The organism is Butyrivibrio sp. NC3005 (assembly GCF_000424545.1).
In the GTDB taxonomy this organism is placed as follows: domain Bacteria; phylum Bacillota; class Clostridia; order Lachnospirales; family Lachnospiraceae; genus Butyrivibrio.
In genome coordinates this window covers 29,249-40,890 of record NZ_AUKC01000024.1, presented here as the reverse complement: position 1 = coordinate 40,890, position 11,642 = coordinate 29,249, and the positions used below count along the sequence as shown (strand labels likewise).

The following is an 11,642-nucleotide window of genomic DNA, read 5'->3' as shown; positions in this document are numbered from 1 at the left end:
TTTCTGACATGTAAGAGGCAATTCTGTAAATTATGGATCGTTTTTTCATCGAAATGATAAGATAACATAAGAAACAAACAAAAATTGTAAACAATCGTAAGTCCCTGTCCAAACATTTGGATAGGGACTTTATTAAAATATAATCAAAAGAAGGGAAAACGTTTAAATTTGTTGAATTGTCGAACATTAATAACTATTTAGTGGTAGTATTGTAACTATTTGTTGAAAGTGCTATATTGGAGGTCGGGAGTAAAGCAATACGCTTCTATTAGAAAGGAGTGGCGTATGAGACACAAATCTACGGAGCTCATGAGCAATATTAAGGCATTTGTAGAGGGATACTACAGGAATTACCGCCACTCACCATCTACAACAGAGATTGCAGATGCGGTCGGTATTGCACGAGGGACTGCATATAAGTACCTGGTTGCTATGAATGAGAATGGCATGATCAGGTATGATGGCCAGCAGATTTCTACAGAGCAGACCGAGAAAGTTCAGACAGAATTTACCAGCGTGGCATTACTGGGAAATGTTTCCTGCGGTGTACCTTCGCTTGAGGAAGAGTGCGCAGAAGAATATGTGTCATTGCCGGTATCGATGTTTGGCAATGGAACTTTTTTCTTATTAAGAGCAAATGGAAATTCTATGATTGAGGCTGGAATTGCTCCGGGGGATTTGGTACTTATCAGAAAACAGTCGGAAGCCAGAAATGGGGAGATTGTTGTGGCTCTGGTGGGAAATGAGAACACGCTAAAGCGTTTCTATGTGGATAAAGAGAATAATCGTATCAGGCTTCATCCTGAGAATAAGACCATGAAGGATATCATTGTTCCGGAATGTGAGATTCAGGGGGTTGCTGTTAAGGTTATTAAGAATCTGATCTAATATGTGTGCTAAGCAGGTATGAAGATCAGCGAATAGTCATTGCAGTTGATGATGGCAGTGTTGACTACACATGCGAAAAGTCATTGTCTAGAATTTTACTCATCATATCGGTTTCTTTCCCTTTTCCGAATGAGAGATGTCAAGCTTGTGCGATAAGGAGGCGTGATGTTGATGAGTTTGATGGGAGAAAAAACTGGGGAGTGCGTGGTCTGTTGCAACAGATGTGGTGGATTTCTTATGGAGTCAGCAATTACAACTTCATATATGGTCTGCCCGGAATGTGGCAACAGAGTTGTAGTTTGTGTAAAGAATGGCAGGGTATCCGTGTTTGATGATACCAGATCGGAAGAAGAACTTGCGGAGAAAAGACATGCGCGTTTAACCGGATATGCCGCCAAATTTAAAAAACTGATAAAGTAAATAGCTTTTAAAACTGAATAGGAATGAGGTTATCAGGGAGATTGCTGAATTGGTCGCTGTAATCGAAAGGCGTTAAAGGATTTACAAATGAGTGACGTCTGATAGCCAAGAGTTTGCGAAGAGAGTCGTATTTACCACGGACAGGTGCAGCCACGAGAGCATAGGACGCCTGTTCAGATTAAAAGGGCCTGCAAAACAGAAGCTTACCGAAGGATATGTTCATGCATATCAGTAGGTTTAATAGCATTTGTTTTGCGGAGCTCTTTTTCTTTTGCATTTTTATGAGTAAGACGATTGTAATCGTCTACGAATTATTGCTCATTCAGCATCCCTAATCGGTTTGCTTCTGTTTTGGAAGGCACCGGAAAGGGTGCGGAAGATGAAGAAGGGAAACAGAAACAATGGAGTTATCGATGTAACGACAGTCGGGGGAAGAATTAAAAAACTCAGGACAGATTTAGGAATGAGTCAGGAGGAACTTGGCTTTGCTCTTCACATGGAAGGCAAGAGTGTGATCTATGGATATGAGTCCAACAGAAGGGGAATCAGTGGAGATATCCTTGTGGATCTTGCCAGAATTCTGCATTCTACACCGGAATATATTATGAATGGAGAATCACCGGCAGAGGAAGATCCCTACATATCTGCTGTCGTTGCAATAATGAGAGAAATGAAAAGTGATGCTGACAGAAAGGTTGCATTGGAGCATGTTAAGCTTGTAAAACTTTTAGCGGATAATGATAGATGAATATATATGTGGCGTCTGGTCTTTGTGCCAGGCGCTTTTTTTTATCTGTCAGTCGCCAGAACGCACACCGTAAGTGGACGCATCGCAGACGACTCCGCATAGACAAAGCATTAACATTATATCTGTAAGGAAGTTACATAAGCGGCGCCGCTTTCGTGACATGACTGCAAATTTGAAAAGGAGGCAGGAAATGCATACGAAAGCAAAGGTAACTACAAGCTATGGTAAGTGTTCACCTATAGAGAGAGCAAACTTGATCTATATGAATTATGCCACGTTTGAAGTGATCATCGAGTGTTTTAAAGAGGATCTGATCAATGACATTCAGTCGGAGCAGCGGTATATAAAACGATCCGGTCATGGGGAGCTTGGAGTAAGAGTGCAGGGCTCAGGGATGTATTCGGATCCGACGGAATCTCAGGCAAGCAGTTTTATTATGCTGGACAAACTGATTTCAGATGAAACTCTTTCAGAAGATGAGCTGGGTGATCTACTGGATTGTGAGGAACTGCTCTACCGATACAGAACACTTTATCTTATGAAAAAAGATTATCATCGGTTCAACATGCAGTTGCAAAAGCTGGAACCTTCAGACAGGGAAATCATGATTCCGTTTTTGAACAGGGAAAAGGATTATATACAGCTTTCAGATGAGCAGGGAATAACGATTGCATCAATGAGAACACGTGTTTACAGGATACGTAAAGATATGATTGAGGAACTGGCTCACAATCTTGTATCGGTATTCGGGAAGGAGGAGCCATGAAAGTTACAGAGGTTCCTCAGATAAAGCTGACAGATAAAGAAAAAGAGTTTGTGATAACGGTTGCTGCATTTGGGTGGTTACAGGATTTAGGAAAAGAGGGATATCTAACCAATGAAGAATTACATGATCTTGCAGACAAATATGGTATCCCGGTTGTGATTTCAGAGAGGTGATATATAATGAAATTGTATTATAAGAGTCGAATTGCCCCTGGAAAGTGGGGTGCATGAGATGAAAAGGCGAGCAGCAATATATGCACGTGTATCGACAGAACATGAAGCACAGATCTCAGCGCTTGAAAACCAGGTGCAATACTACGACGAATTATTACAGAGACATCCGGAGCTGACTCTTGTGGATCGCTATATTGATGAGGGTATCACGGGTACTTCGATTCAAAAGCGTAGTTCATTTTTGAGAATGCTGAAGGATGCAAAGAACGGAAGATTTGATCTGATCATAACAAGAGAGGTCTCTAGGTTTGCGCGAAATACAGTTGATACATTACAACAGACCAGAGTCCTTAAGTCTTACGGAGTGGAGGTGTGGTTCACAGAAGACAATATCTGGACAATGAATGATGAAGATGGTGAATTAAGACTATCTATTATGGCAACTCTTGCACAGAATGAAAGTAAGAAAATTTCCCAACGTGTTAAGGCTGGTCAGATGATATCCTTTATGAATGGCGTTCCTTATGGAAACGGGAATATCTTAGGATATGACAGAGTGGATGGACAACTGGTTGTGAATCCGGATCAGGCTGCAACGGTTAAGAGGATTTTTGAACTTTATTTGAGTGGATATGGAGTCCGGAAGATTCAGGATCAGCTGGAAGCTGAAGGCCGGGTATCATCAACTGGTCTTACAAGGTGGCATGCTTCTAATATCAATCGTATTCTTCACAATTCATTTTATTGTGGCAGAATCGAATACCGGAAGCAGTATGTCCCGGATTATCTGACACAGAAGAAGATCAATAATCATGGTGATATTGACCGGGTATATACCCAAGGTACACATGAGGCGATTATTTCTGTAGAAGATTTTGAAAAAGCCCAGGAACTCAGAAAAACCAGAGTAACTACTACGAGCAAGGGAAAGCCTGTAGGGTCGAGAAATTCAGCATGTGTTTGGGGACGTAAAGTGATGTGTCATTGTGGACACAAGATGCATCGTTGTCTAAACCATATTAATAAGAATGGAACACACAATGTCTCCTATCAATGTAACAAGCAGATTCATACCGGTACGCCAAGAACCAGACTGAAAAAGGGATTATCTATTGAAGGAATATGTGATAATAATTCTTTTGCAGAATGGAAGCTGGATGTGCAGAAGGAGTTCATCTTTAAGGATATGGTCAAAGATAAGAAAGCAATCTGTGCTAAGGCGTTGGAAATGCTCGGGAATCTGGAGAAGAAGGAGAAGCCGGAACCATTTACGGTTACAAAGTTGGACAGAAATGAAAAGGAGCTTGAAAAGCTTAATAAGAAAATGTCGGCTCTTGTAGATCTGTATATGGAGGGAGATGTCACCAGAGATATTTATCATGAGAAGAAGGATAAGTTAGAAGATCAGATCAGAAAACTGGAGAAACAGAATATCGAATTAAAAAAACAAATGGTAAACCAGGATGTTCAGGACATTAATACCATTAAGCGAACTAAGATCGAGGAACTTTTGAAAATGCGTGCAGTGAACGAAAATTCAAAAGTTCCGGATTCTATAGTAGATGTCTTTGTTGAGAAGATCATTTATTATCGAGGACAGTATACATGGTACGTAAACTTTGATTCCTTAAAAAAGGAAGAAAATGGCCTAAACATCGAGGATTCGCCTGAAATGAAAGCGTATCGTGATGTTAAAAAAAAAGCAACTGTTGTTTGTCTCAACACAGGCAGCTATCGCCGAGTCACGTCAGTAAAAGATGCAAGCTGTTTTTTGGGAACTTTTGAAATCTCCAAAGATTTCATGAGACAAAGTATGAGGATTTATCATCCGGAAAATACTTTCCATTACCCAGAAAAGCTTGAAATAAAGCTATTCCTAGTATAGGGTGTCTGCAAAGACACCCTATCTTTTTTTACTTAAGAATAATTTCAACCAAGCTGTAATGAGAGCTAGACACAAGAAATTGTTGATTGCATTCGACAAAAATTTTGTCAGAAGTTCGGGAAATCCGAACAGTGAAAATTAACCATTTTGGAAAAAGTTCGGAATATCCGAACTTAGAAGGAGGTTCAAAAATGTCGGAATTTACAGCTAAAAAGCTTAAAGAAGCGCGTGTTAGGGCAGGTTTTACTCAGGATGAAGCTGCAAAGCTCATGAACTTGAAGAAGACGACCATGAGCGAAATGGAAGCTGGGAAGAGAAGTATATCTGCTGATGAGCTTGCACAGTTCTCTCGTATCTATGAAGTTGATGTAAGGGAATTATTGTTCCTGGAGTTTACAGAAGCCGGAGAAGAGCAGAGGCTTGCAGCTAAGTACAGTTCTTTCTTTAAATTACTTGAGAAATTATCTGATCGTGATATTGAAGATGTTTATTGGGTAATAAAGCGTAAGGTTGAAGGATTGCTTTAAAAACTAAATAAGACTCAGGATGCCCGCATTGCAGATTACACCTGCTTTGCGGGTATTTCTTATATATTGACATATACGCAATGACTACATATAATGAAGATAAGAATACACGCATTGACTACATTGGTGTAGGAGGTAGTGCCATGGATAAGGAAATATATAGCATTGAAGGTATAGATATTGAAGTGGAAAAAACTGATAAAACAGACGCTGATGCTGTACGCCGGAAGATGGCATATGCGTTTAAGATGATTAGAGCACAGTCTGGAATGAATAGAAAGGATTTTTCTGCCTGGCTTGGTATTCCATATAGAACTATGCAGGAATGGGAACTTGGCCGTAGGGCAATGCCGGAATATGTACTTCGTTTGATTGCTTATAAGGTTCAGATGGAGAAGGAAAGGGGGAACCTATAATGACAGTATTGTATGGTATTGGAACAGTTTTAAGAGTTATCCTTAGAATAGCATTATTACCTGTACAAGCAGTTCTTACATTGCTGATGCTTGCAATTGGTTTTATCGGTGGCCTGGCAAATCTTGTATGCTGGTTGCTGGGTGTTTTCTTTGTGATTGGTGGTATTTGTTCATTTATTAATGGATCTGCTTCTCTTGGATGGCAAGGACTTATTGTAGGTATCCTTGTTGCAGTGGTTCCTCAGGCATTAACTCTATGGGGAGCAGAAGGGATTGGTTGCTTAAAGGAATTATTAGCAAGAATATAAAGCTATAGTGTGTTAAGTGTTCTATTGAAATTCTTTCCGGACTTGGTAAGATGTATGCCAGTGGCGGAGAATTCACCGAAAATATTGATAAGATGGGCGGGGAAGGAACTGCTGAATTTCTCACTGTGCGATACAGATCTACTACGGATGATGCGGTTATGCACTGAACATTCCTGTATTCTGGAAAGTTATGGATTAATGAATATGCCCACGGAATTGCCACATGGTTGTTTGTATCGGCTATGTGGCTTTTTTATATCATAAAATAGTTGACAAATACAACTAATGATTTTATCATTTAAATCTATAGGAGGGCATTCGATGGATAAGGTAAAACTATTTCGAGAAAGTACCAGAGAATTAGAACGTAATCTTGATAAGCTAAACAGTTCTGATTGCTGTCAATGTAACGTCAATACATCTCAATGCTTTCTGGTTGTAGAGATAGGCAGACAACCTGGAATATGTGTAAAGGAACTTGCTGAACTTCTTAAGATGGATAAAAGTGCTGTAAGCAGATCTGTAGAAGAGCTTGTTCAAAAAGGATATGTTTTGCGAGAACCTTCAACAAGGGATCGCAGGTGCGTAGTGCTTAATCTGACTGATGAAGGAATGGCAAGATTCAATACAATAGAAAAAGATATGAATTTGAAGTTTGAGAGAGTTTTTTCTATGATTCCAAAGGAAAAACAGAGTCAGGTTTTAGAGGCATTAAATATCTATAATGATGCGATAAAAAAATCGGAGGTGGAATGCTGTGATTAGAGAAATGAGAGATGAAGACTGGGGGACAGTAGCAGAGATTTACAAGCAGGGATTAGAAGAGGGAACATCAACTTTTAATACAGAGTGTCCTAGTTTTACTGAGTGGAATGAAGGCCACATAAAGAATTGCAGGTTTGTTTTTGAGGAAGAAGGAAAGGTTGTAGGCTGGATAGCGTTAAGTCCCTCTTCAAGTAGGTGCGCATATAAAGGCTGCGTTGAAATGAGTGTATATGTTGATAGAAACTATAGAGGTCATGGGATAGGAACAGCTTTGGTAAATACGATTATCCGAGAGGCTGAGCAATGTGGATATTGGAGCATATATTCTGCAATATTTTCAATTAATAAAGCAAGTATAGCCTTACACAAAAAATGTGGTTTCAGGGAAATTGGCTATAGGGAAAGAATAGCTAAAGATCGATTTGGAAAATGGCAGAACACAACTCTTATGGAGTACAGAGCTTCATAATTAGTTTATAGGAGAAGCTACTTATGACTATTGAAGAAAAAGCAAACAGGATTATTGAAGATATACGTAATGAAAAAGGCGTAAATCCTATCAAGATGTTTAAGATAATGGCAAAAAAAGATTACATAAGCATACATGGGCCAGAACATCATATATTAGACGGGGCATGTCTCTTGATGTCTTATTATAATGCTGGTGGCAAAATAGATATAGACTCCGCTTTAAAGAAACTTCTTAATGAAGGACTCCGGATGCCGGGAGCAATGTGTGGACTCTGGGGAATATGCGGAGCGATAACTTCTATAGGTGCAGCTCTTTCTATTATTGATGGTACAGGGCCTCTTTCTGAAGATGGCACCTGGGGAGATCACATGGCATTTACATCAAGCGCCATAGGAGAACTTGGCCGGATAAATGGCCCAAGATGTTGTAAAAGAGATGCTATGATTGCGTTCAAACACGGAATAGAGTACGTAAGACAGCACTACGGCGTACAGATTGAATATGAGAAGCAACACTGTGAGTTCTCACCTCAGAATCAGCAGTGCATCAAAGAAAGATGCCCGTTCTTTGGATAATGGAAAGCTTTTGGTTTCGGATGATTTAGAAATTATGGAACTTTGAATTTCAGGATAATGAAATAAGCAAATCGGGATTAGTGGAGTAGAACATGGATAAAAAAAAGGCTTTGTCTGGCGCCATAACATTTATAACCCTGATGGGAATCGTAAGTCTGTTTTCGGACATGACTCATGAAGGCGCAAGAAGCATATTGGGCGAATATCTGAACCTCGCAGGGGCATCCGCTGCAACCATCGGATTTGTGTCCGGTATAGGAGAATTGTGCGGGTATTCACTAAGGCTCATATCCGGATTTATAGCAGATAAAACGAAGAAATACTGGACATTTGTTATCACAGGCTATGTAATACAGGCTCTGGCGATTCCTGCACTGGCACTCGTACCTGAACATGGCTGGATTTGGGCCTGCGGTCTTGTGATCCTGGAGCGTATCGGAAAAGCGATAAAAAAGCCTGCCAAAAACACATTGGTAAGCTTTGCGGCAAGCGAGATCGGAACCGGAAAAGGCTTTGCCTATCAGGAGTTTCTGGATCAGCTTGGCGCGTTTCTCGGACCTGTACTGCTTTTTGTAACAGCTCTTGTAAAAGGTACAGACGACCTTTTTACAACGTATAGGATCTCTTTTGCGATACTGCTTGTTCCTGCAATGATCACCATAGCTCTTGTTTTGGCAGCAAAGATAAGATACCCTGATCCGGAGATCTTTGAAAAGCAGGAAGATAAACCGGCAAGCTTTGAATTCAGGAAGTCATTTGTTCTGTTCATGGCGGCCATCTGCTTTTTTGCTTTTGGCTTTGCAGACTTCACCCTGATCACACTTCATTCGGCTAATACCGGAGCATTTAATGAATCCATGCTCAGTCTGCTATATGCTGGGGCAATGGCTGTGGATGCCTTTGCTGCACTATTCTTTGGCTGGCTTTATGATAAGGTCGGGCTGAAGGCTCTGATTATTTCCACACTATGCAGCACATTCTTCTCATGTTTTGTTTTTATGACTGGAAATGCCTGGTTGATCGGAGCTGGGATAATTCTGTGGGGGATTGGAATGGGGGCGCAGGAAAGTATTATGAAAGCAGCTGTCAGCGGAATCGTCCCGCGTTCCATGCGAAGCACCGGTTTCGGAATATTTGAGACAGGATTTGGTATTGCGTGGTTTCTGGGCAGTTGGCTTCTCGGTGCCCTGTATGATTTGAATCCTGTGTATCTTGTCACTGTGTCTGTGGTATCACAGTTTCTGGCGATTGCATTTTATGCTTTATGCCTCCGGTGCAATAAGACAGAGTGCTAACAATTCAAGTTTTTCGAGATGAATGATAGAACATAAAATTGGAAGTTATGATATGTGTGCTTGACAAAAAATACTCCTATATCGTAGTATAAAACTACGATATAGGAGTATTAAATTATGAAGACAAATGGTGGATTTCTTGTTACAAAAATAAAACAGCTGGGTGATCGTATATTTGAAAGGATACTGGCAGAAAAAAACATTGATGCATTTAACGGAGCTCAGGGAAGGATTCTGTATGTCTTATGGCAGGAAGATGGCGTTCCTATTAAAATTATTTCCGAGAAAAGCGGACTTGCAATTACTTCACTTACGACCATGCTTGAGCGGATGGAAAAAAACGGACTGATAAGCCGCAAAACTGATGAAGCTGATAAGAGAAAAACTCTTCTGTTCCTCACAGATAAAGCCAAAGAACTTAAAGAAGCTTATGACTCCGTATCCAATGAGATGGGGAATATCTATTATCGTGATTTTACGGATAAAGAGATTCTTCAGTTTGAAGAGTATCTTAACCGCATCAGGGTAAACCTTGAGGAATGGAGTGACAAATGAGTATTTGTATTAAAGATCAGATTCAGAACATGAATCTTGTTATAGGGTGTACTGTTGGATGTCCGTACTGCTATGCCAGAAACAATACGAGGCGTTATCACATCATAGATGATTTTGAAAAGCCACAGTTTTTTCAAGGAAAGCTTCGTATGATGGAAAAGAAAAAGCCGCAGAATTTTCTGCTGACCGGTATGAGCGATCTCTCGGGCTGGCATGAGGAATGGAGAGAGGAAGTCTTTAAAAAGATAGCAGAGAATCCTCAGCACCAGTTTCTTTTTCTTACCAAACGACCGGATCTTCTGTCTTTTGAAACAGATCTTGATAATGCATGGTTTGGCGTTACAGTTACTAGAAAGTCTGAGTTATGGCGTATTGATGCACTGCGGAGCAACGTGAAGGCAAAAAAATATCATGTTACCTTTGAGCCTTTGTTCGATAATCCGGGTAAGGTTGATCTTACAGGCATTGACTGGATTGTGGTGGGAACCATGACAGGTGCAAAAAGCAGGACTGTTAAAACAGATCCCGGGTGGGTTTATTCATTGACAGAACAGGCTCATGAACTGAACATTCCTGTATTCTGGAAAGAAGATCTTGTTCCGATTATGGGAGAAGAAATGATACAGGAAATGCCGGATGCTTTTAACAAAGTGTTGGAGGAACAGAGGATATGGAACAACCAGAAATCAAAGTAAATCATATAGAAACCAAAAGTGTAATGACAAAATCGAATACTCCTATTGGAGGATATTCGGTGAATCCCTATGTGGGGTGTCCCCATGCCTGTAAATACTGCTACGCATCTTTTATGAAACGCTTTACAGGGCATACGGAGGAATGGGGAACCTTCATGGATGTGAAAGACTGGCCTGAAATAAAGAATCCAAAGAAGTATGCCGGCCAGAAGGTGATCATTGGAACAGTTACGGATGGTTATAATCCGCTAGAGGAAACATATAAAAATACAAGAAGACTTCTGGAAGAACTAAAGGACAGTGGTGCGGACATACTTATCTGCACAAAGTCAGACCTTGTACTAAGAGATCTGGATCTGCTAAAAGAGATCAATGAAAATAGCAGACTTACAGTATCATGGTCAATCAATACTCTTGATGAAGAGTTTAAAGATGATATGGATGCGGCAGTAAGCATAGAAAGAAGGCTTGCTGCAATGAAAGAGGTATATGAGGCAGGAATTCGTACAATTTGCTTCATTTCACCCGTGTTCCCGGGGATTACGGATATAGAAGCAATCATAGACAGGACAAAAGATCAGTGTGACCTTGTATGGCTTGAGAATCTGAATCTTCGCGGAGGTTTTAAGGCAGATATCATGAAATACATTTCCGATAAACATCCGGATCTGGTGCCACTGTATGACGAAATCTATAACAAAAAGAACCGCAGCTATTTTGAAGCGCTGGAAAAGAAAGCAGAAGAGCTGGCTAAAAAGTATGATTGCAGGTTTGTTGATAATGAAACTCCGTATGAGAGAGTAGAGAAAGGACATCCAACAATCGTAGATTACTTTTACCACGAAGAAGTAAGAGGAACTGCCAATAGTGGAAAGAGAAATGTAATACATAATCCTTGATGGAAGAATAAACCGGAAGTTAATCGCACAAATTCCTGTTGTTGAGTTCTTGACCGACATTGTCTCGTTTTGACTCGTTTTGTCTCGTCTCGACCGACATTAGCACTTTTCTTATAGTTTTAACGGTGCTATTATTATCATAGACAAGTGAGAGGTAAACAAAAGCCACTCACTTGTTTTTCTTTTGCAGAAGAATAGGAAGCAGATCCAAGCGTCCACATGACCAAACCCTCACGGTCGTGTGTGGCGCTTTTT

The 11,642-nt window shown here is 40.4% G+C and carries 17 protein-coding genes; all 17 read left to right on the top strand.

Annotated elements, in window-relative coordinates:
- The first annotated feature begins 285 nt into the window (after positions 1-285).
- The 17 genes from lexA (at position 286) to G634_RS0107800 (ending at position 11,387) form a co-directional block, all read left to right on the top strand.
- Positions 286-888 carry a transcriptional repressor LexA gene (lexA, locus tag G634_RS0107875; RefSeq protein WP_026504825.1) on the top strand — a complete coding sequence of 201 codons (603 nt, stop codon included), beginning with the start codon at positions 286-288 and terminating at the stop codon, positions 886-888.
- Between the two features lie 171 nt (positions 889-1,059).
- Entirely contained in the window at positions 1,060-1,308 is a 249-nt protein-coding gene (locus G634_RS0107870) for a hypothetical protein (RefSeq protein ID WP_026504824.1), read from the top strand.
- 379 nt (positions 1,309-1,687) lie between these two features.
- Positions 1,688-2,056, top strand: a complete 369-nt coding sequence (locus G634_RS0107865; protein ID WP_035799325.1) for a helix-turn-helix domain-containing protein — start codon at positions 1,688-1,690, stop codon at positions 2,054-2,056.
- Between the two features lie 190 nt (positions 2,057-2,246).
- Positions 2,247-2,822 (top strand): hypothetical protein, encoded by a 576-nt coding sequence (locus tag G634_RS0107860; RefSeq protein WP_026504822.1) that lies wholly within the window; start codon positions 2,247-2,249, stop codon positions 2,820-2,822.
- Complete coding sequence (locus G634_RS21165; protein WP_155830535.1) at positions 2,819-2,995, top strand: hypothetical protein; 177 nt, start codon at positions 2,819-2,821, stop codon at positions 2,993-2,995. Before G634_RS0107860 ends, G634_RS21165 begins: the two co-directional genes overlap by 4 nt.
- Positions 2,996-3,053: 58 nt before the next feature.
- Positions 3,054-4,880 (top strand): recombinase family protein, encoded by a 1,827-nt coding sequence (locus G634_RS18470; protein ID WP_081676546.1) that lies wholly within the window; start codon positions 3,054-3,056, stop codon positions 4,878-4,880.
- A gap of 191 nt (positions 4,881-5,071) precedes the next feature.
- A complete protein-coding gene (locus G634_RS18465; RefSeq protein WP_051233765.1) occupies positions 5,072-5,407 on the top strand; it encodes a helix-turn-helix transcriptional regulator in 336 nt (111 codons plus the stop codon).
- Positions 5,408-5,550: 143 nt separating this feature from the next.
- The gene (locus G634_RS0107840) at positions 5,551-5,823 is read left to right on the top strand and encodes a helix-turn-helix domain-containing protein (protein WP_242826790.1); all 273 of its coding nucleotides are present in this window, start codon (positions 5,551-5,553) and stop codon (positions 5,821-5,823) included.
- Entirely contained in the window at positions 5,823-6,131 is a 309-nt protein-coding gene (locus G634_RS0107835; RefSeq protein ID WP_004602792.1) for a hypothetical protein, read from the top strand. Before G634_RS0107840 ends, G634_RS0107835 begins: the two co-directional genes overlap by 1 nt.
- Positions 6,132-6,154: 23 nt before the next feature.
- A complete protein-coding gene (locus tag G634_RS20755) occupies positions 6,155-6,298 on the top strand; it encodes a TipAS antibiotic-recognition domain-containing protein (protein WP_155830536.1) in 144 nt (47 codons plus the stop codon).
- A 154-nt stretch (positions 6,299-6,452) separates the two neighbouring features.
- Positions 6,453-6,896: a MarR family winged helix-turn-helix transcriptional regulator gene (locus G634_RS0107830; RefSeq protein WP_026504820.1), complete on the top strand. Its 444-nt coding sequence runs from the start codon at positions 6,453-6,455 to the stop codon at positions 6,894-6,896.
- The gene (locus tag G634_RS0107825; RefSeq protein ID WP_242826789.1) at positions 6,889-7,365 is read left to right on the top strand and encodes a GNAT family N-acetyltransferase; all 477 of its coding nucleotides are present in this window, start codon (positions 6,889-6,891) and stop codon (positions 7,363-7,365) included. The genes G634_RS0107830 and G634_RS0107825 overlap by 8 nt, the downstream gene beginning before the upstream one ends.
- A gap of 23 nt (positions 7,366-7,388) precedes the next feature.
- Positions 7,389-7,943 carry a DUF5714 domain-containing protein gene (locus tag G634_RS0107820; RefSeq protein ID WP_026504818.1) on the top strand — a complete coding sequence of 185 codons (555 nt, stop codon included), beginning with the start codon at positions 7,389-7,391 and terminating at the stop codon, positions 7,941-7,943.
- 92 nt (positions 7,944-8,035) lie between these two features.
- Positions 8,036-9,238 carry an MFS transporter gene (locus tag G634_RS0107815; RefSeq protein WP_026504817.1) on the top strand — a complete coding sequence of 401 codons (1,203 nt, stop codon included), beginning with the start codon at positions 8,036-8,038 and terminating at the stop codon, positions 9,236-9,238.
- A 117-nt stretch (positions 9,239-9,355) separates the two neighbouring features.
- The gene (locus G634_RS0107810) at positions 9,356-9,793 is read left to right on the top strand and encodes a radical SAM mobile pair system MarR family transcriptional regulator (protein WP_013282512.1); all 438 of its coding nucleotides are present in this window, start codon (positions 9,356-9,358) and stop codon (positions 9,791-9,793) included.
- A complete protein-coding gene (locus G634_RS0107805; protein WP_026504816.1) occupies positions 9,790-10,488 on the top strand; it encodes a radical SAM mobile pair protein A in 699 nt (232 codons plus the stop codon). The genes G634_RS0107810 and G634_RS0107805 overlap by 4 nt, the downstream gene beginning before the upstream one ends.
- Positions 10,464-11,387, top strand: a complete 924-nt coding sequence (locus G634_RS0107800; RefSeq protein ID WP_026504815.1) for a radical SAM mobile pair protein B — start codon at positions 10,464-10,466, stop codon at positions 11,385-11,387. The genes G634_RS0107805 and G634_RS0107800 overlap by 25 nt, the downstream gene beginning before the upstream one ends.
- Positions 11,388-11,642 lie beyond the last annotated feature (255 nt).

Excerpts from the sequence above, each read along its gene's own strand:
- lexA (WP_026504825.1), top strand. The coding sequence starts at position 286 with ATGAGACACAAATCTACGGAGCTCATGAGCAATATTAAGGCATTTGTA.
- G634_RS0107870 (WP_026504824.1), top strand. The coding sequence starts at position 1,060 with ATGAGTTTGATGGGAGAAAAAACTGGGGAGTGCGTGGTCTGTTGCAAC.
- G634_RS0107865 (WP_035799325.1), top strand. The coding sequence starts at position 1,688 with ATGAAGAAGGGAAACAGAAACAATGGAGTTATCGATGTAACGACAGTC.
- G634_RS0107860 (WP_026504822.1), top strand. The coding sequence starts at position 2,247 with ATGCATACGAAAGCAAAGGTAACTACAAGCTATGGTAAGTGTTCACCT.
- G634_RS21165 (WP_155830535.1), top strand. The coding sequence starts at position 2,819 with ATGAAAGTTACAGAGGTTCCTCAGATAAAGCTGACAGATAAAGAAAAA.
- G634_RS18470 (WP_081676546.1), top strand. The coding sequence starts at position 3,054 with ATGAAAAGGCGAGCAGCAATATATGCACGTGTATCGACAGAACATGAA.
- G634_RS18465 (WP_051233765.1), top strand. The coding sequence starts at position 5,072 with ATGTCGGAATTTACAGCTAAAAAGCTTAAAGAAGCGCGTGTTAGGGCA.
- G634_RS0107840 (WP_242826790.1), top strand. The coding sequence starts at position 5,551 with ATGGATAAGGAAATATATAGCATTGAAGGTATAGATATTGAAGTGGAA.
- G634_RS0107835 (WP_004602792.1), top strand. The coding sequence starts at position 5,823 with ATGACAGTATTGTATGGTATTGGAACAGTTTTAAGAGTTATCCTTAGA.
- G634_RS0107830 (WP_026504820.1), top strand. The coding sequence starts at position 6,453 with ATGGATAAGGTAAAACTATTTCGAGAAAGTACCAGAGAATTAGAACGT.
- G634_RS0107820 (WP_026504818.1), top strand. The coding sequence starts at position 7,389 with ATGACTATTGAAGAAAAAGCAAACAGGATTATTGAAGATATACGTAAT.
- G634_RS0107815 (WP_026504817.1), top strand. The coding sequence starts at position 8,036 with ATGGATAAAAAAAAGGCTTTGTCTGGCGCCATAACATTTATAACCCTG.
- G634_RS0107810 (WP_013282512.1), top strand. The coding sequence starts at position 9,356 with ATGAAGACAAATGGTGGATTTCTTGTTACAAAAATAAAACAGCTGGGT.
- G634_RS0107805 (WP_026504816.1), top strand. The coding sequence starts at position 9,790 with ATGAGTATTTGTATTAAAGATCAGATTCAGAACATGAATCTTGTTATA.
- G634_RS0107800 (WP_026504815.1), top strand. The coding sequence starts at position 10,464 with ATGGAACAACCAGAAATCAAAGTAAATCATATAGAAACCAAAAGTGTA.